Origin of the sequence: Rhizobium ecuadorense (genome assembly GCF_001187535.1) — a bacterium.
GTDB classification, from domain to species: domain Bacteria; phylum Pseudomonadota; class Alphaproteobacteria; order Rhizobiales; family Rhizobiaceae; genus Rhizobium; species Rhizobium ecuadorense.
The window spans coordinates 18738-34299 of the sequence record NZ_LFIO01001065.1 but is presented as its reverse complement, the minus strand read 5'-3'; the positions used below and the strand labels follow the sequence as shown (position 1 = coordinate 34299).

General features: G+C 61.6%; 16 protein-coding genes. 7 read left to right on the top strand and 9 right to left on the bottom strand.

Features of this window, described 5'->3' with window-relative positions:
• Positions 1 to 10: 10 nt before the first annotated feature.
• On the bottom strand, positions 11 to 955 hold the full coding sequence (locus tag AF337_RS45535) for an ImuA family protein (RefSeq protein ID WP_049733272.1): 945 nt from the start codon (positions 953 to 955) through the stop codon (positions 11 to 13).
• Positions 956 to 1116: 161 nt separating this feature from the next.
• On the opposite strand from AF337_RS45535, the gene AF337_RS19035 reads away from it, so the two are divergent.
• The gene (locus tag AF337_RS19035) at positions 1117 to 1554 is read left to right on the top strand and encodes a metallopeptidase family protein (RefSeq protein ID WP_003589582.1); all 438 of its coding nucleotides are present in this window, start codon (positions 1117 to 1119) and stop codon (positions 1552 to 1554) included.
• Between the two features lie 25 nt (positions 1555 to 1579).
• Here AF337_RS19035 and AF337_RS19030 read toward each other — a convergent pair whose 3' ends face one another.
• Together AF337_RS19030 and AF337_RS19025 are read right to left on the bottom strand one after the other, a co-directional pair.
• A complete protein-coding gene (locus AF337_RS19030) occupies positions 1580 to 1786 on the bottom strand; it encodes a DUF1737 domain-containing protein (protein ID WP_003589581.1) in 207 nt (68 codons plus the stop codon).
• Entirely contained in the window at positions 1786 to 2691 is a 906-nt protein-coding gene (locus AF337_RS19025; RefSeq protein ID WP_049733271.1) for an HpcH/HpaI aldolase/citrate lyase family protein, read from the bottom strand. The genes AF337_RS19030 and AF337_RS19025 overlap by 1 nt, the downstream gene beginning before the upstream one ends.
• A 113-nt stretch (positions 2692 to 2804) precedes the next feature.
• Here AF337_RS19025 and AF337_RS19020 point away from each other — a divergent pair, with 113 nt between their 5' ends.
• The 4 genes from AF337_RS19020 (at position 2805) to AF337_RS19005 (ending at position 5780) form a co-directional block, all read left to right on the top strand.
• Entirely contained in the window at positions 2805 to 3038 is a 234-nt protein-coding gene (locus AF337_RS19020; protein ID WP_010028885.1) for a hypothetical protein, read from the top strand.
• Positions 3039 to 3147: 109 nt separating this feature from the next.
• Complete coding sequence (locus AF337_RS19015) at positions 3148 to 3567, top strand: VOC family protein (RefSeq protein WP_049733270.1); 420 nt, start codon at positions 3148 to 3150, stop codon at positions 3565 to 3567.
• A 135-nt stretch (positions 3568 to 3702) separates the two neighbouring features.
• Complete coding sequence (gene leuD / locus AF337_RS19010; RefSeq protein ID WP_049733269.1) at positions 3703 to 4311, top strand: 3-isopropylmalate dehydratase small subunit; 609 nt, start codon at positions 3703 to 3705, stop codon at positions 4309 to 4311.
• Positions 4312 to 4409: 98 nt separating this feature from the next.
• Positions 4410 to 5780 (top strand): IS1182 family transposase, encoded by a 1371-nt coding sequence (locus AF337_RS19005; RefSeq protein ID WP_049733268.1) that lies wholly within the window; start codon positions 4410 to 4412, stop codon positions 5778 to 5780.
• A 140-nt stretch (positions 5781 to 5920) separates the two neighbouring features.
• Here AF337_RS19005 and AF337_RS19000 read toward each other — a convergent pair whose 3' ends face one another.
• Complete coding sequence (locus AF337_RS19000) at positions 5921 to 6853, bottom strand: pyridoxal-phosphate dependent enzyme (protein ID WP_049733267.1); 933 nt, start codon at positions 6851 to 6853, stop codon at positions 5921 to 5923.
• A 168-nt stretch (positions 6854 to 7021) separates the two neighbouring features.
• On the opposite strand from AF337_RS19000, the gene leuB reads away from it, so the two are divergent.
• Positions 7022 to 8134, top strand: coding sequence for a 3-isopropylmalate dehydrogenase (leuB, locus tag AF337_RS18995; RefSeq protein ID WP_049733266.1), 1113 nt, complete (start codon positions 7022 to 7024; stop codon positions 8132 to 8134).
• A 174-nt stretch (positions 8135 to 8308) separates the two neighbouring features.
• Positions 8309 to 9061, top strand: a complete 753-nt coding sequence (lpxE, locus tag AF337_RS18985) for a lipid A 1-phosphatase LpxE (RefSeq protein ID WP_190238070.1) — start codon at positions 8309 to 8311, stop codon at positions 9059 to 9061.
• Between the two features lie 36 nt (positions 9062 to 9097).
• Here lpxE and AF337_RS18980 read toward each other — a convergent pair whose 3' ends face one another.
• From AF337_RS18980 to AF337_RS18960, 5 genes are all read right to left on the bottom strand, one after another.
• Positions 9098 to 10984 (bottom strand): MFS transporter, encoded by a 1887-nt coding sequence (locus AF337_RS18980; protein WP_049733263.1) that lies wholly within the window; start codon positions 10982 to 10984, stop codon positions 9098 to 9100.
• A gap of 184 nt (positions 10985 to 11168) precedes the next feature.
• Complete coding sequence (locus tag AF337_RS18975; RefSeq protein ID WP_049733262.1) at positions 11169 to 12437, bottom strand: ABC transporter permease; 1269 nt, start codon at positions 12435 to 12437, stop codon at positions 11169 to 11171.
• On the bottom strand, positions 12434 to 13126 hold the full coding sequence (locus AF337_RS18970) for an ABC transporter ATP-binding protein (protein WP_049733261.1): 693 nt from the start codon (positions 13124 to 13126) through the stop codon (positions 12434 to 12436). The genes AF337_RS18975 and AF337_RS18970 overlap by 4 nt, the downstream gene beginning before the upstream one ends.
• 6 nt (positions 13127 to 13132) lie before the next feature.
• The gene (locus AF337_RS18965) at positions 13133 to 13594 is read right to left on the bottom strand and encodes a hypothetical protein (protein WP_049733497.1); all 462 of its coding nucleotides are present in this window, start codon (positions 13592 to 13594) and stop codon (positions 13133 to 13135) included.
• Between the two features lie 213 nt (positions 13595 to 13807).
• Entirely contained in the window at positions 13808 to 15562 is a 1755-nt protein-coding gene (locus tag AF337_RS18960; protein ID WP_049733260.1) for an alkaline phosphatase, read from the bottom strand.

Genomic DNA, 15562 nt, shown 5'->3' with positions numbered 1-15562 from the left:
AGGCGGTGCCTCAGGACGCCCTGTCGAACGCCAGGAGAGCCCCCATCGCCTGCGGGCGATGCGGTCCGTTGGCAGATGCGGAAAGCTGAGCGCCAGAATGCGCTGACTGCTCGCCTGGAGGACGAACGAGGTTTGGCTCGGCGACAGGGAGAAATTCGCGTTCATGGGGGTTCCACTCCAGAAAAAAGCAGAGCGGAGCCGGATTGCGGCCCTTCTCCAGCGTGAGACGGAAAATCGGATTGCCGATGCTGCCGGAAAGCTTCGATCCATCCGGCAACGGCTGCAGACCGGATGGAGCGGGTTCGACATGCAGGCGGAAGGCCGCACTGCTTGCCTCTTCTTCCCCGGCCTGGCGGACAAGAAAGAGCGGACGGCGGGCGGCACGCGCCCTGAGACTGAGCCTGCGGCTTTCGGTCAGGCCGAAATGGGCGGGATTGCCTCGCACTTCGAAAATGACGGCCGAGAAGGCCGCGCTTTCCACCGCGGTCTCCACCAGCCAGAGCGCCTCGTCCAGTTTGCGCGGCGCCGCATGGAAAAACCGCTCCGGGCTCAGCCCGAAATCCCGCAGCCCGGGAACATAGGGGCGGCCGGCCTCCAGCGTGCCGACAGCATCGCCGATCCAGAGCAGCGGGGAAAGCCTTCCGGCAGCCGCCTCCTGGCTCTGCAGCCGGGCGGCGACAGCCAGCGCCAGCCCGCTTGCCGCACCGGCATCTCGCGACAGAGCGGAGCGGAATTCGGTGATCGCATCGAGCGGCAGACCGCCTTCCAGCGCCTCATCAAGACATTCCACCCCGAACGCCAGGGGCGGCAGACTGCGTCTCCGCTGTGTCTTGCCTCCGTCCGCCAGGGCTTCCCGCTCCGCTGCCGCAAGCGCCGGCGCAGGCTTCCCTTCCAATCTGGCGATGGTTTCGCGGAGCGCAAAAAGCCGCTCGCGCGCCAGGGCGTGCTGCGCCATGGCGTTCTCCAATCCGTCTTGTTCCTGTTATGTTCTTATAGATTCCAGAGAGCTAATGAAGAGTCAACGGCCATTTTCTATGAATTTATTCCTGCCTTTGATTCCGCACTCGAAAACCGGCGATAAAGGTTCTATATGGGCCCGCAAAGGAAGGAATATTCATGGCCCGCATAGACCAGAGCGATGATTGGCGGGACCGCCATGCGCCGACGATCAGCACCTTCGAGTCGCTGGCCATGGAGGCCTATAGCCATCTGCCGGATGAATTTCGCCAGCTGACGACCAATCTCACGATCGAGATCGAAGATTTCCCCGATGACGATGTTTTCGAGGACATGGCGCTGGAAACCCCTTTCGATCTGCTCGGTCTTTTCGAGGGCAGGGGCATTTCCGAACGTTTCACGCTGGAAACCGGCGAGATGCCGAACCGCATCCGCCTCTACCGGCGCCCCATTCTCGATTACTGGGCTGAGAATGACGAGACGCTCGGCGATATCATCACCCACGTCCTGATCCACGAGATCGGCCACCATTTCGGGCTGAGCGACGATGATATGGAGCGGATCGAGGCAAGCGCCGAGGAAGCCGCCGAGCGCTGAAACATCACGCCTCCGGCAGGACGTTCTATTGCTCGGAGAGCTTGATCTCGGGATGGTAATCCTTGCCTTCGACGGTCTTGACGACCGCCTGGCCGCACTGCATCGCGCCGGTTGCGGCATTGAAGGCATAGGTCGGCGATCCCTCCAGCGACCAGCCCTTGTTGAGGGCCGCGGTGACCTTGTGGCAGAAGGAAGCGTCGTCGGGACCGGTCAGGAAGCGGTAGAGTTTCATCAGGCGGGCTTTCTTGCAGAAATCAGGCGAGCTTTATGAACCAGGCTTTCGGCTTGGACAAGATGCAGCCGCTCGATCATCCGCCCGCCTGAATTGATGACGTTCAAGCCATCGGAAGCGGGATCGGCAAAGGCTGATATGATCGCCTCCGCTTCCGCAATCGCTGCCGGGTCCGGGCCGAAATGCCGGTTGGCGGGTTCGATCTGCGTGGGATGGATCAGCATCTTGCCGGCAAAGCCCATGGCCCGGCCCTGCAGGCATTCGGCATCGAAACCCTGCTCGTCCCTGAAATCGTTGAAGACGCTGTCGATCGCATCGAGCCCGTAAGCGCTGACCGCCAGGACGACCTGCATCAGCCACGGCACGAGATAGGTTCGTCCCGGCTGCGGCAAGACGCCCGTTTCCTTGCGCAGATCGTTGAGGCCGACGACGAGGCAATCGAGCCGCGAGCCAGGCGTGCGGCCGGCTTCTGCAATCGCTCCGGCATTCAGCACGCCGCGCGGCGTCTCGATCATCGCCCAGATGCGCAGCTCCTCCGGCGCATCCGCATCGGCGAGCAGATCGCCTATATCGGTGATATCTCGAGGTCCGTCCACCTTGGGAAGGAGAACGGCGTCGGGCAAAAGCGCCTTGACCAGATCCAGGTCCGCCGGCCCGAATTCGGATGACAAAGAATTGATGCGGACGATCCTTTCCTTGCCTTCAAGCGGCGGCCCCGCAAAAAAGGCGCGCAGATTTTCCCGCGCTTGCCCCTTCTTCTCGGGCGAGACGGAATCCTCCAGATCGAAAATAACCGCATCGCAATCAAGCGAATGGCTTTTTTCGAGCGCCCGGAGATTGATGGCGGGCACGCTCAGCACCGAGCGGCGCAAATTTAAGGAACGGCGAGGGGTTATTTGGCTCATCGATCATTAGTGCCAAGCTTCGCAAAGCCCGGCAAGACAACAAAAAGCCATGCTTGCCTTGCAGAGAAGAAAAAGAAGGACCACATTCCTTTCTGTAGAAAGGTACCAAACCCATGCAGAACATTCGCTCCATCTTCTTCATGCTTGCCGGCGCCACCGTTTTCGTGGCCATGCTGCTGCTCACCTTCTCGGTGACGCTCGCCGTCGGCGGCATCCTGACCGTGCTGATGGTCGGCCGCGCACTGTCGATGAAGATGAAGCCCGCTCCGGTGCGCGCCAAGGCAAACAACGGCCAACGCGAAATGCGCATCTGGAACGACGGCCGCGGTACGATCATCGATCTCTAAGCCGCCTTACGCTCAAAAAACTGACCGACATTGTCGGATCATGCTTCCATGCTACGTCCTTGAAGCAGCCAGGCATCCAGCCGGCGCTTGAAAACGATGGAGGATGAGCATGAATGCGACGGAAAACAATCCGGTCAAGATGCCGCCGGTCAAGAACGGCCTGCTGCCCTATCTGACAGTCGGCGGCGCGGTCAAAGCCGCGGAATTCTACAAGAAAGCTTTCGGCGCCGAAGAAGCCTATATCGTGCCGGTCGACGAGAGCGGCCGGACGATGCATGTGCATCTCTATATCAACGGCAGCTCCCTCATGCTGTCGGATGCCTATCCCGAATACGGCCACCCCTTCAAAGGCCATGAAGGCTTCGCCATCCAGCTGGTTATCGACGATATCGATTTCTGGTGGGATCGCGCCGTCGCTGCCGGCGCCGAAGTCGTCATGCCGGTCGAACTGATGTTCTGGGGCGACCGTTACGGCCAGCTTCGCGACCCGTTCGGTGTCCTCTGGGGCCTGAACGCGCCGACGAAGTAGCGACACATAGGCAGAGGTCAGGCCGCGCGAAACGTCGCGTGGCCGTCATTTTTCAAAGATTCTCCTTCATTTCGGCGAAAAACTGGACTAGATGCACATTCAGGAAAGTAGATTTGCTGAAATGGAGCATGGGTCATGGATAAATTCGTGAAGCTCACGGGCGTTGCAGCGCCCCTGCCGGTCGTCAATATCGACACCGACATGATCATTCCGAAGGATTATCTGAAGACCATCAAGCGCACCGGCCTCGGCACCGGCCTTTTCGCCGAAGCCCGTTATCACGAAGACGGCTCCGAAAATCCGGATTTCGTGCTGAACAAGCCGGCCTACCGCGATGCCAAGATCCTGGTTGCCGGCGACAATTTCGGCTGCGGTTCCTCGCGCGAGCACGCGCCATGGGCATTGCTCGATTTCGGCATCCGCTGCGTGATCTCCACCAGCTTCGCCGATATTTTCTACAATAACTGTTTCAAGAACGGCATCCTGCCGATCAAGGTCAGCCAGGAAAATCTCGACAAGCTGATGGACGACGCCTCGCGCGGCTCCAACGCCATCCTCACCGTCGACCTTGAGAACCTCGAAATCACCGGCCCCGATGGCGGCTCGATCAAGTTCGATCTCGACGAATTCAAGCGCCACTGCCTGCTGAACGGTCTCGACGACATCGGCCTGACGCTGGAGAAGGGCAAGGCGATCGACAGCTTCGAGAAGAAGAACGCCGCTTCGCACCCTTGGGCGGCTTAAGCGCTCTCCAATAAATTGTCGATCAAGCCGGGCTTTGCCCGGCTTCAGACTGCTGACAAACCCCTGGCATAGCTGGGGGTTTTGTGATTCTGTGGGACATGTTGAAGAAACCTTCCCCTTCCCAGACGGCTCTTGAGATGGTGACGCTCGACAGCCTGGTTCCGAAGGATCACCTGCTGCGCAAGATCGACGCGGCGATCGACTTGTCCTTCATCCATGACCGCGTTGCCGGCCTTTATTGCGCCGACAACGGCCGGCCGCCGCTCGATCCGACCTTGATGTTCAAGGCTCTGTTCATCGGCTACCTGTTCGGGGTGCGCTCAGAGCGACAGTTGGTGCGCGAGATCGAGGTGAACGTCGCCTATCGCTGGTTCTTGCAGATGAAGCTGACGGATGGTGTGTTTGACGCCTCGACGCTGTCCCAAAACCGCCGCCGGCGTTTCAACGACACCTCGGTCGCCCAGGACATTTTTGACCATATCGTCGAGCAGGCCATCGGCCATGGGCTGGTCGACGGTACGGTGCTCTATACGGACTCGACCCACCTGAAGGCCAATGCCAACAAGGGCAAATACGACCTGGCGATGATTGCCAAGTCACGCTCCGACTACTGGGCCGATCTCGACCGGGCGATTGAGGCCGAGCGAACACTGCATGGCCAAAAGCCCTTGAAGCAAAAGGAGCGCGAGCCGGAGGTGAAGGAAACCAAGGTGTCGCGCACCGATCCCGACAGCGGCTACATGGTGCGTGACGGCAAGCCGAAGGGCTTCTTCTACCTCGATCACCGCACGGTGGATGGCAAGCTTGCGATCATCACCGACACCCATGTGACGCCCGCCAATGTGCATGACAGCATCGTCTATCTCGACCGGCTGGACCGCCAGCGTCAGCGCTTCAGCTTCGAGGTCGGTGCTGTCGGGCTGGATGCCGGCTATGCCACATCCGGCATCGCCAAGGGTCTTGAAGATCGCACGATTCTCGGTGTCACCGGCTACCGCAATCCGACACCGCCCAAGGACGGCATGATGCGCAAGTCGAAGTTCGACTATGAGCCCGAGACAGACGGCTACCGCTGCCCCGAAGGCCAACTGCTCGCCTATGCCACCACTGACCGCAACGGTTATCGCCACTACCGCTCGGATCCGGCCATCTGCCGCACCTGCCCGTTGCTGGCCTCCTGCACCAATAACGCCAAGGCGGAACGCACCATCACCCGCCATGTCTGGGCCGAGGCCCGTCAGCGCACCGACGCCCACCGCCTCACGCCTTGGGGCAAGGCCATCTACAAGCGGCGAAAGGAGACGGTCGAGCGATCATTTGCCGATGCCAAGCAGCTTCACGGGCATCGCTATGCCCGCTTCCGAAGTCTCACCCGCGTCGCATGCCAGTGCCTGCTGGCCGCCGCCGCCCAAAACATCAAGAAGATCGCAATGGCGCTCACAAAGGCTCCCAAACCGAGCCTGGCGTGAGCGCACAAGCCCTTCTTCGACCCGCAAATATAACCCCGCCCAAAAACCGCAATCCGCAAAAAACAAAACCCGCCGAAAAATCGACGGGTTTGTCAGCGGTCTGAAGCCGGGCTTTGCCCGGCTTTTTCTTTGATCTCAGCTCAGAGAAACTTTTCTTTCCAGAGCCTCAGCTTTTCGAGCGACACGCCGATGCCACCGCAGACTTCGATGAGCGGATTGTCGAAACGGGCAAGCAGCCCGGCATGCACATCGGCAACGGCAAGGGCCGCACCGCAGGCAGGCTCGACCAGAATGCGCTGCGCATCGGCAAATTTCAGGCAGGCGGCAACGGCATCGGCATCGCTGACGACAATGCTTTCGATCGGATGCCGTTTCGGCAGGTCGAAGACATGCTCCGCCACCTGCCGCGCGCCGAGCGACGTGGCAATCGAGGTGATGGCGGGCAGGGTGATGCGCTCATTCGCCTTGAGGCTGGCGTTGAGCGAGGCCGCTCCTTCCGTTTCGACGGCGATTACAGGCACATCGGCTAGGCCGTTGCGCCTCAGCCCCTCGACAATACCGGCAAGCAGGCCGCCGCCGCCGACGCTGGTGACGACGCAGTCGAATGTCACACCCTTGGCCACCACCTCGTCGATCAGCGTCGCATGGCCATCCCACAGCAGCGGATGGTCGAAGGGATGCACATAACTCGCCTTGCGGCTCTCTGCGAGTTCGACCGCATGGGCATTGGCTTCGTCGAAAACCGAACCATGAACGAGGACTTTCGCGCCCGTTGCGGCAATCGTCTGGCGGACATCGGCCGCCGTCGTCTCCGGCACGACGATGGTGACCGGCACACCGAGCGCCCGGCCGGCATAGGCCGCGGCAATGCCGGCATTGCCGCCGGATGCGCAGAAGATCTCGCGCGCGCCATTGTCCACCGCGTGCTGGCAAAGCCGGCCGACGCCGCGCAGCTTGAAGCTGCCGGAAGGCTGCAGCGCATCGAGCTTCAGCCGGAGCGGTTTGCCACTGGCGCTGTAGCCAGCTGCTGTCTGAACCAAGGGCGTATCGAGATGGAGCGGTGCTGAAGGCATGGGAAACATCCGGGGACATAAAGCCAGGCTGCTATTCTAATCCGTTTGCGGGCGCAGGAGCAACCATTGCGGCGAAGAGCGAAGCGTACCGATTCACCGCTTCTCTCGCTTGAAATGCCCATTTCCGGGGTCTAAGAAACCGCAACTTGTTTTTCCCAGGAGGGTTTCATGACTGTGCGCAATCTTTTCCTGCTGCCGGGCGACGGCATCGGTCCCGAGGCCATGGGCGAGGTCCGCAAGATCATCGCCTATATGAACGAGGCGATGAATGCCGGTTTCGTCACCGACGAAGGCCTTGTCGGCGGCTCCGCCTATGATGCCCATGGCGCGGCGATCTCGGAAGCCGACATGCAGAAGGCGCTTGCCGCCGATGCCGTTCTCTTCGGCGCCGTCGGCGGCCCGAAATGGGATAGCGTGCCTTATGACGTGCGCCCGGAAGCCGGTCTGCTTCGCCTGCGCAAGGATCTGCAGCTCTTCGCCAACCTGCGTCCCGCCATCTGCTATCCGGCCCTTGCCTCGGCCTCGTCGCTGAAGCCGGAACTGGTCGAAGGCCTCGATATCCTGATCATCCGCGAGTTGACGGGTGGCGTCTATTTCGGCGAGCCGAAGGAGATCATCGATCTCGGCAACGGCCAGAAGCGCGGCATCGACACCCAGGTCTACGATACCTACGAGATCGAGCGTATCGCCGGCGTCGCCTTCGAAATGGCCCGCACCCGACAGAACCGCGTCTGCTCCATGGAAAAGCGCAACGTCATGAAGTCGGGCGTGCTTTGGAACCAGGTGGTCACCGAGACGCACAAGGCCAAATATTCCGACGTCCAGCTCGAGCATATGCTGGCTGACGCCGGCGGCATGCAGCTGGTGCGCCAGCCCAAGCAGTTCGATGTCATCGTCACCGACAATCTCTTCGGCGATATGCTCTCCGACGTCGCCGCCATGTTGACCGGTTCGCTCGGAATGCTGCCGTCGGCCTCGCTCGGTGCGCCCGACGGCAAAACAGGCAAGCGCAAGGCGCTCTACGAGCCGGTGCACGGCTCGGCTCCCGACATCGCCGGCAAGGGCATTGCCAATCCGATCGCCATGATCGCCTCCTTCGCCATGTGCCTGCGTTACTCCTTCAACCTGGTGAAGGAAGCCGACGACCTGGAAAAAGCGATCGCCAACGTGCTCGACAAGGGCATCCGCACCGGCGACATCATGGCCGATGGCGCAAGGCAGGTCGGCACCGTCGAGATGGGCGATGCGATCCTCGCCGAGTTCAAGGCGCTTTCCGCCTGATATATTTCACGTGAAACAGTTCAGCCCTTCGCATCACCCATGCGGAGGGCTTTTTCGTGAAACCGAGAAGCCTGAACGGGGTCGGTCGAATTATCCGAAACAGACTATTCTCGGCCACAATCTCGTGTATTTTTGCGCCGAATTTCAACCCGGCAAATTCGAACGGACGACGGAATGCGGGCATTTTGGGCTTCCCTGGACAAGCGTTGGCGCCGGAACGGCGCTATCATGCCGCCTTTGCGTTGGCAGGCCTGTCTTTTCATCACGCTCAATGCCGTCATCCTTTCCATGCTGCTGTTCGATGCGCCGATCGGCGCCAGCGAACCTCCTGCACTGGTGAAACACCTCGGCGAGATGATGACCGGTTTCGGCGATTCCGCCTGGCTGATCTTTACCAGCATCCTGCTGTTCTTTCAGGGCAGGGCGGGCTACAAGCTCGTGAAGACGGCGCGCTCGAAGGCGCAGGCCCTCTATGTCAGCTGGATCGGCGCCTATCTCTTCGCCACGGTCGTCTTCTCCGGGCTTCTCGCCAATCTGCTGAAACGGGCGATCGGCAGGGCGCGTCCCGATCATTTTCACGATTTGGGCATGTTTTCCTTCACGCCCTTTTCAGGCCATGCCGCTTTGGAAAGTTTCCCGTCTGGGCATTCCACCACGGTCGGCGCCTTCTTCGCCGCCTTTGCCCTGCTGTTTCCGCGCTACCGCGTTCTCTTCATCGCCGGCGCCATCTGGCTCGGCATGACGCGTGTCATGGTCGGCGCCCACTATCCGAGCGACGTCATCGCCGGCCTTGCGTTCGGCGGCTGGTTCTCGCTGCTGACGGCGATCGTCTTTGCCCGCTGCGGCCTGCTCTTCAAATTGGCGCCGGATGGCTGGCCGATCGCCAAACACCTTTTTCCTGACATCAAAAAGCCCGGCGCCTTGTAAGCGCCGGGCCGTTTTTCTCAAGCGCTGACGCGCCGCTCAATCCAGCGCGTGGATATCCCTGTTCTTCGTTTCCGGCAGGAAGATCAGGCCGATCACCAGCGTGATCGTCGCGAAGACGATCGGGTACCAGAGACCGTAATAGATATCGCCCGCGGCAGCGCTCATCGCGAAGGCCGTAGCCGGCAGCAGGCCGCCGAACCAGCCGTTGCCGATGTGATAGGGCAGCGACATACCGGTATAGCGGATGCGGGTCGGGAAGAGCTCGACCAGCAGGGCGGCGATCGGGCCGTAGACCATCGTCACATAGATGACGAGGACGAACAGGATGGCGATCGTGCCGATCCAGTTGACGCGGGCAGGATCGGCGGCCATGGCGAAGGCGCCGCCATTGGCGACGGTGTAGACCGCCATGTCGGTGACGCCGTTGGCCTCATCGGCCGTCAGCAGCTTGGTCTCGACCAGCTTGGCCGCTGGCACGGTTTCCTTCTCGCCGGCACGCACAGCATCGGCATTCAGCGACAGTTCCGGATTGGCTGCGATGAAAGCATCGAGCTTGGAATCCGGCACCTTGGCGGCGCCGCGCTTCAGCGGATAGCCGGCATCGTGGAGCGCGATGTTGACGCCCTTTTCGAAGGCGGCGGTCATGCCCTTGGCCTTGTCGCCGGCAGCGACGACGTCGAAGCTCGCAATCGTCCCATTGCCGACCTTCACCGTTGCCGGCTGACCGGCCGGACCGGGAACGACGTCATAGGGCACCGAGTTCTTCGTCAGGAACGCTGTCGCCACGTCGCAGGAGCTGGTGAACTTCGACGTGCCGGTCGGATTGAACTGGAATTTGCAATCCGCCGGATCGGCCGTGACCGTTGCCCGGATCGAGGCCTGGGCTTCGGCAAGTGCCGGGTTCGCCGTCCAGGTCATCGCCTTGAACAGCGGATTATACGTCACCGCCGCGATGAGAAGGCCTGCCATGATGATCGGCTTGCGGCCGATCTTGTCGGAGAGGCCGCCGAAGATGACGAAGAACGGCGTGGCGAGGAAGAGCGCGATGGCGACCATGATATTGGCCGACTGCAGGTCCACCTTCAGTACGTTCTGCAGGAAGAACAGTGCATAGAACTGACCGCCGTACCAGACGACCGCCTGGCCCATGGTGGCGCCGAGAAGCGCGATGATCGCAATCTTGGCATTTCTCCATGTGCCGAAGGCTTCGGTCAGCGGCGCCTTGGAGCCCTTGCCCTCCGCCTTCATGCGCTGGAACGCCGGCGATTCGTTCATCTTCAGGCGGATCCAGACGGAAATGCCGAGCAGGACGACGGAGACCAGGAACGGAATGCGCCAGCCCCAGGCGGCAAACTGAGCCGCACCCATCAGATATTGAACCAGAACGATGACAATCAGCGACAGGAACAGGCCGAGCGTTGCCGTCGTCTGGATCCATGAGGTGAAGTAGCCGCGGCGCCCGTTCGGCGCATGTTCGGCGACATAGGTTGCCGCACCGCCATATTCACCGCCCAGCGCCAGACCTTGTAGCAGGCGCAGCGCGATTAGGATGATCGGGGCGGCGATGCCGATGGTGGCGGCACCCGGCAGGATGCCGACGAGGAAGGTCGACAGACCCATGATCATGATCGTCACCAGGAAGGTGTACTTGCGGCCGACCAGATCGCCGAGACGGCCGAACACCAGCGCGCCGAACGGGCGCACCAGGAAGCCGGCGGCAAAGGCGAGCAGCGTGAAGATGTTGCGCGTCGCCTCGGGATATTGGGTGAAATAGGTCGCGCCGATATAGGTGGCGAGCGAACCGTAGAGATAGAAATCATACCATTCGAAAACGGTGCCGAGCGAAGAGGCGAAGATCACCTTCTTCTCTTCGCCGGTCATCGGGCCGGCCTTCGCGCCGTCGATGCTTGCGACATTTGCCATTGTCTGTCCTCCACAGAGTGATGAGCAACGCGCGCGACCTACTCTCCTCAAAGCAGACCCCTGGCCGCGACACGCCTGACGAGAGTGTGCCAGAAACGACCGATCAAAAAGAGAGATGCTTTGGGATTATGACTTTAGTCTAATGGCAACGCGCTTTGCAGGCAGCGGAGTCGGCCGGCCACAGTTATGCTCTCAGCGCCTGCGCCGGCGATTGCCGGTAGGCGAGCACCGCCGGCAATGCGGCCAGGATGGCGGCAAAGGCGAACAGCACCGCCGCAAGCCCGGTGTCTTCACGGGCGAAGCCGACCGGCATGGCGATCCCGCTCGTCTGAGAGAACATGCCGGACAGGGTTAGCGCCGCAGCATAGCCGAAGGTGAATCCGAGCCCGATGCCGGCTGCCACCAGGAAGAAGAATTCCAGCCAGACGATGCCGAAAATCGCGCCGCGCGGGGCGCCGAAAGCCCGGAGCGCACCGATCTGGCGGCGTCGTTGGCCGATATGGATGACCGTGACCAGCACCAGCGAGGCGGCAACGAGCGCTTGCGCGCCGGCGGCGACCGCAACGAGGATCTGCTTGGCGTCGCCGAGCGTGCCGTAGAGATTGGTCAGCACCTCGCCGGGAAAGACGGCAACGGTATTGCCGCTGCGATAATCCTGCCGCAGCTTGTAGGCGTCGGCGATCGTCTTCGGCTTGACGAGGATGGCGGGAAGCCCGGGCGCATCCGCAGCCCAGTTTTCGTCGAGTGCGGCATCCGGGTCGATTTCTCCATGATGCTCGTGCGCATCATGATCGGCGCCTTCATGCTCGTGATCGTGTCCTGCCTCCTCGGCGCTTTCATGCGCGTCTGCCCCCAGGCCATGGATATGCCAGACAGCCTGGATCGGAACGAGAATGGCCCGGTCCCAGGCAGTCCCCGTCGGCCGCAGGCGGCCGGCGACGTGGTAGACGAGTTCGGTATGAGTCTCGCCTCCTTCCTCAGCCAGGCCATGCATCGGCTTGATCTCTGCCCCGAGCGGCAGCTTGACCGCGGAGCCGATCACCGCCTCTCCCTCGCGGGCGAAAACCTTGCCCTCGGCAAAACCGCCGGACAGCTTCTCCACCAGCGGCACCGTCGTCCCGACGATCGGATAGCCGGAGAAGGAATCACCGAAGCCGATCGGGGCTGCCCAGTCGACACGTCGATCGGCGGCAAGCCTGGCCAAGACCTCACCCGGCATCAGCGGCAAAGGTGAAGGCTGCAGGAAGACGGAGGACAGCACGAGCTGCGTCTCGCTGCCGCCGGCGCCGATGAGGAGATCGAACTTGTCGGCGGCGCGGGCACTGCCGAGACGAAGCGCCCGCTCCTGCAGCACGACGCAAACGCCGAGCGCGGTCGCCAGCGCCACCAGCAGCACGACCACCAGCGAGCCCGCCCAGAGGCGGCGAAGATCGGCAAGGATGAAGCGGATCATGCGGCCTCTCCCGCCGTTGCCGCGGAATCGTCGCTGATCCGGCCGGAGCCGAAGGTAATACGCCGATCGAGGCGGCTCGCCAGCCGCTGGTCGTGTGAAACGACGATCAGCGTGCTGCCTTCGGCAATGGCGAGATCGAGGATAAGGTTTCCGACAGCCTCACCGCTTTCGGCATCGAGGCTCGCCGTCGGCTCGTCGGCGATGATGACGCCGGGCTTGCGCAGCAGCGCCCGGCCGATCGCCACGCGCTGCATCTCGCCGCGCGACATGGTTTCGATCTTCTGGCCGGGTCGGGAAAGACCGACCGTGCTCAAAAGCGCATGCGCCCGCTCGATGACATCAGCCGTGGCCGCACCCGCAAGCCGCGCCGGCAGAAGCACGTTCTCCAGCGCCGACAGGCCGGGAAAGAGATGAAATTCCTGCATGACCAGGCCGATATTGGCGGCACGGAACCGGTCGCGGCGGCTTTCCGAAAAATCCGCAATATCCTCGCCATTCCAACGGATGCGGCCCTGCCGCGTCCGATCCAGCCCGGCGACGATATTGACGAAGGTGCTCTTGCCGGATCCGGACGCGCCTGTAATGGCGACCCTGCTGCCGGCATCGATCGACAGGCTAGAGATTGCCAGCGCGGGCGAGGACAGGCCGGGGAAGGTGACGTCAAGGTTTTCGATATGAAGAGCGAGCATATCGGTTCAGACGGCGGAATATTCGGCCTGGCGGATACGCAGCAGGCTGACGAAGCCGGTATCCGGGTCCGTCCAGGAACCATATTCCAGCATGCCGCGCACTTCGATCGTCTGGCGCGGCTGCACGAAGGTCTGTTTCTCCGAGAGATAGACGACGACGATATTGTCAGGCCAGTCCGCATCCGAGGAGCAGAAGGGGCAGAGCGACATCGGCACCTCGGTGAGCACGAAGAACTGCGCCTCGGCCTTCAGCGGCGGCGCCATGAAGCCCTTCATGCTGATTTCCTGGCCCGCGAGCTGCTTCACCTTCTCGGAGAATTCGAGGCCGAGCACGCCGAACGTGCCATAGAGCCCGTCAAAGGAGAGTGAAGCATCGCCGGCGCGAACGGTGGAAGCGGCAAAGGGAAGCGCAACGGCGGCGCCGATCAGCCGGCGGCGGCTGAGATGCAGCGAAGAGAATATGTCCATGGCGACCTCCAGGAAACAAATCCCGGCCGCTGAACGGCCGGGACCATGATCGACGAAAGAGGCAAGGCCGGCAAGCAGCCTCGCGGGGATCGGCCAGAGCATGATGCCGAAAAGTGTGAGCGGTTTTCGGACGACATCATGCTCTATTTCCTTGATCGCGATGCGGATTCAGATTTTAGGCCGATCCGGCCTAAAATCATCCGCGTCGAGAGATCAGTTCGTCTGCTTGGCGCCGAGCGCGAAAGTGTCGGCGAGCACGCGATAAACATCGCTCTGTTCCATGTAGCCATGGAACTCCTCGGAGCCTGGACCGGCCGACTGCAGGACGACGTCGTCGACCGCATGGACGCCGCTCTCGCTGCTCTTCGGAAGATTGCCCTGAACGAAGACGGCGCCGGGAACATCCTTGTACTGTTCGTTGGCGACATATTCCTTCTTTTCGTTCTGGACAGCCGGAACGAAAGGGCCGTCGAGCTTGGGACGGAAGGTCTCGTAATGGTCAGGGCCGTTATTGGCGCTGAGGAACAGGCGGCGGCTGACGTCGATCTTGTCGGGGTAGCCGTCGCCGTTTTCGTCCTTGTAGTTCGGGAAGCCGGCTTCGGCATAGGTGCCGACCTTTTCGCGCATTTCTGTGCCGGGCTTCTCGTCATCGACGGTGCCAATGATCGAAACGCCGTGCGTGTGGTCGCCGGTGACGACGATCAGCGTATCCGGATGCGCCTTCTGGAATTCGCGCGCGACGCCGATCGCCTGGTCGAATTCGATGGTTTCGACGACGGCGCGATCCCAATCGAGCGGATGCGACATCTTGTCGATCGAAGAACCTTCGACCATCAGGAAGAAGCCGTTCGGATTCTTGGAGAGGCGGTCGAGCGCGACCTTGGTCATGGCGACGAGACCCGGCTGGTTCGGGAACTTGTCGACTGTGCCTTTCTTCAGGAATTCGCGGTCGAGCGTCACGTCCATATTGCCGGTGTGGAACAGGCCGAGGAGATTGCCGGCGGCCGATGCATTGGCGGCGAGCTCGTTCTTATCGGTCGCGAGCTTGTAGCCGGCATCCTGGAACAGCTTAATATAGTCCTGGTTGTCCTTGCGCTTGGAACCGGCGACCTCCTTGCCGAGGAAATAGGCCGAACCACCGCCGAGCAGGACTTCCGGCTTGACGTCGAGCAGCATGCCGACAATGTCAGCCTTATCGTTGCGGCTGCGGGTATGGGAAACGACGGCAGCTGGCGTCGCGTCCTCCACCTCAGCCGTCGCGACGATGCCGATCGACTTCTTGGTCGTGCGGCGGACGGCTTCGCCAAAGGTTTCCACACGCGGGTCATCGAGCGTGGCCGGCGTACGGTCGGCATAGACGCCGAGCGCGTTGACGGCCGTCTTGTGACCCGTCATCAAGGCCGACATGGTATTGGCCGAATCCGTGGCGACGGCATTCGTCGCCGATGTGCCGATAAACGCCATATGATCGAGATCGTCCATGTTGAGACGGCCGTTTGCCTTGCCTTCGGCCATTCCCTTGGACATGATGCGGGCGGCGGTGCGGTGCGCCACGGAAAGGCCGTCGCCGAGCAGGAAGATGATGTTCTTGGCCTTCGGCTGAGCCGCGGTCTCATAAACGTTCCAGGTAACGGACTTCGTTTCATCGCCGGCAGCGACTTCGATCTTGTAGTCGCCCGGAGCGGAAATCTTAAGGCCGCGCAACAGGAGAGCGGAGCCGAGAGCCTTGTCTTCCTTGCCCTTTTCCAGTTCGACGAACTGCGCTTCACCGCCGAGAACAGTCTTGTAATCCTGGCCGTTGACGGTGATCTTCACGTCTTCGGGCTTGACCTGCTTGTTGAGTTCGACCTTGAAATCGAACGGTGAGCCGGCAAGAATCGTCGCGCGATCGAACGGATAGACCGTCGTCGCCTGAGCGGCGCCCGCAAGGATGGTGGTGGCCGCAAAGGCGGCAAGAAGCGTACGCAT

Coding starts and splice junctions, on each gene's coding strand:
- AF337_RS18970 (WP_049733261.1), bottom strand. CDS start 13,126: ATGCTCGCTCTTCATATCGAAAACCTTGACGTCACCTTCCCCGGCCTG.
- AF337_RS45535 (WP_049733272.1), bottom strand. CDS start 955: ATGGCGCAGCACGCCCTGGCGCGCGAGCGGCTTTTTGCGCTCCGCGAA.
- leuB (WP_049733266.1), top strand. CDS start 7,022: ATGACTGTGCGCAATCTTTTCCTGCTGCCGGGCGACGGCATCGGTCCC.
- AF337_RS19005 (WP_049733268.1), top strand. CDS start 4,410: ATGTTGAAGAAACCTTCCCCTTCCCAGACGGCTCTTGAGATGGTGACG.
- AF337_RS18975 (WP_049733262.1), bottom strand. CDS start 12,437: ATGATCCGCTTCATCCTTGCCGATCTTCGCCGCCTCTGGGCGGGCTCG.
- AF337_RS19015 (WP_049733270.1), top strand. CDS start 3,148: ATGAATGCGACGGAAAACAATCCGGTCAAGATGCCGCCGGTCAAGAAC.
- leuD (WP_049733269.1), top strand. CDS start 3,703: ATGGATAAATTCGTGAAGCTCACGGGCGTTGCAGCGCCCCTGCCGGTC.
- AF337_RS18980 (WP_049733263.1), bottom strand. CDS start 10,984: ATGGCAAATGTCGCAAGCATCGACGGCGCGAAGGCCGGCCCGATGACC.
- AF337_RS19000 (WP_049733267.1), bottom strand. CDS start 6,853: ATGCCTTCAGCACCGCTCCATCTCGATACGCCCTTGGTTCAGACAGCA.
- AF337_RS18965 (WP_049733497.1), bottom strand. CDS start 13,594: ATGGACATATTCTCTTCGCTGCATCTCAGCCGCCGCCGGCTGATCGGC.
- lpxE (WP_190238070.1), top strand. CDS start 8,309: ATGCGGGCATTTTGGGCTTCCCTGGACAAGCGTTGGCGCCGGAACGGC.
- AF337_RS19025 (WP_049733271.1), bottom strand. CDS start 2,691: ATGAGCCAAATAACCCCTCGCCGTTCCTTAAATTTGCGCCGCTCGGTG.
- AF337_RS19035 (WP_003589582.1), top strand. CDS start 1,117: ATGGCCCGCATAGACCAGAGCGATGATTGGCGGGACCGCCATGCGCCG.
- AF337_RS19030 (WP_003589581.1), bottom strand. CDS start 1,786: ATGAAACTCTACCGCTTCCTGACCGGTCCCGACGACGCTTCCTTCTGC.
- AF337_RS19020 (WP_010028885.1), top strand. CDS start 2,805: ATGCAGAACATTCGCTCCATCTTCTTCATGCTTGCCGGCGCCACCGTT.
- AF337_RS18960 (WP_049733260.1), bottom strand. CDS start 15,562: ATGCGTACGCTTCTTGCCGCCTTTGCGGCCACCACCATCCTTGCGGGC.